Origin of the sequence: Arenimonas sp. (assembly GCF_019459675.1) — a bacterium.
In the GTDB taxonomy this organism is placed as follows: domain Bacteria; phylum Pseudomonadota; class Gammaproteobacteria; order Xanthomonadales; family Xanthomonadaceae; genus Arenimonas.
Genome location: NZ_JAIBFH010000264.1, coordinates 1 through 1,249, shown reverse-complemented (window position 1 = coordinate 1,249; position 1,249 = coordinate 1). Strand labels below are relative to the sequence as shown.

General features: G+C 63.6%; 2 protein-coding genes, 1 tRNA gene and 1 pseudogene. All 4 read right to left on the bottom strand.

The features are described 5' to 3' along the window. Positions 1-486 (bottom strand): transcription termination/antitermination protein NusG (gene nusG / locus K0M70_RS08845; protein ID WP_290781433.1); only part of this gene is annotated, 486 nt, incomplete at its 3' end. A gap of 12 nt (positions 487-498) precedes the next feature. Continuing rightward, entirely contained in the window at positions 499-879 is a 381-nt protein-coding gene (gene secE, locus K0M70_RS08840) for a preprotein translocase subunit SecE (RefSeq protein WP_290781432.1), read from the bottom strand. Positions 880-946: 67 nt separating this feature from the next. After that, positions 947-1,022: transfer RNA gene (locus K0M70_RS08835), tRNA-Trp, on the bottom strand. An 87-nt stretch (positions 1,023-1,109) separates the two neighbouring features. Beyond that, a pseudogene (locus tag K0M70_RS08830) lies at positions 1,110-1,249 on the bottom strand (elongation factor Tu); the annotation flags it as partial.

Sequence of the window (1,249 nt, the reverse complement as noted above, 5' to 3'; positions counted from 1 at the left end):
GCGGCTCTTTTCGTAATTGACTTCCTCGACGGTGCCGTTGAAGTCGTTGAACGGACCCTCGGTGACGCGGACCATTTCGCCCGGCTCGAACAGCACCTTGGGCTTGGGCTTGTCCACGCCGTCCTGGACGCGGCGAAGGATGACGTCCGCCTCGCTGTCCTTGATCGGCAGTGGCCGCTCGGCGGTGCCGCCGATGAAGCCCATGACCTTCGGGGTTTCCTTGATCAGGTGCCAGCTGTCGTCGTCGATGCGCGGAATGCCGGCATCTTCATGCGTTTCGATCTGCACCAGCACGTAGCCCGGGAAGAACTTACGCTCGGACTTGCGCTTCTGGCCGGCGCGCATCTCGATCACTTCCTCGGTCGGCACCAGCACCTGGCCGAACTTTTCCTGCATCTCGGCGCGCGCTATGCGCGTATCCAGCGCGCGCTGCACCTGATGCTCGAAGCCCGAATAGGCGTGGACGACATACCAACGCTTGGCCACGTATTGAACTCCTTATTGACCCAGCAAAAGCCGGATCAGCCACGAAATTACGAAATCGAACGACGCCAGGATCAGGCTGACGATGACCACGACGATGAGGATGACGCCGGTGATGCGCATGGCTTCCTGGCGGGTGGGCCAGACGACCTTGCGCAGTTCGAACAGGGACTCGGAGAAGAAATCCTTGGTCTGGCGGCCCTTGGCCGTCATCGACATCACGGCGGCCGCGGCGAGCACGCCGGCAACCGCGACCAGGCCGCGAACCGGGCCGGGCCACTCGTTGAACCAATAGAACGCGAACAGGCCAGCCACGAGCAGCGCGGCGGCCAGAACGTACTTGGCGACATCGGCGGCGGAAACCGCCTGTTGTGCTTGATCGACCTTCGTGTTCATCAGCTCTTGCCCGGCGGTAGCCGGTTGGGGGCGGTGCTTCCCGGGGAAAGCACCCGCCAGTGCGGGATGGCGCGCCAGGTAGGACTCGAACCTACAACCTGCGGTTTTGGAGACCGCTGCTCTGCCAGTTGAGCTACTGACGCATTGGCATCTCTAAACGGGCGATGGCGGACCGCTTCCGGCCCGCCATTCCCTTGCCCGTCCGGCCTTCGCCGGGCGGGCGGAACAACTTACTTGATGACCTTGGCAACCACGCCGGCGCCGACGGTGCGGCCACCTTCGCGGATCGCGAAGCGCAGGCCGTCATCCATCGCGATCGGCGCGATCAGGGTGACCACCATCTTCACGTTGTCGCCCGGCATCACCATCT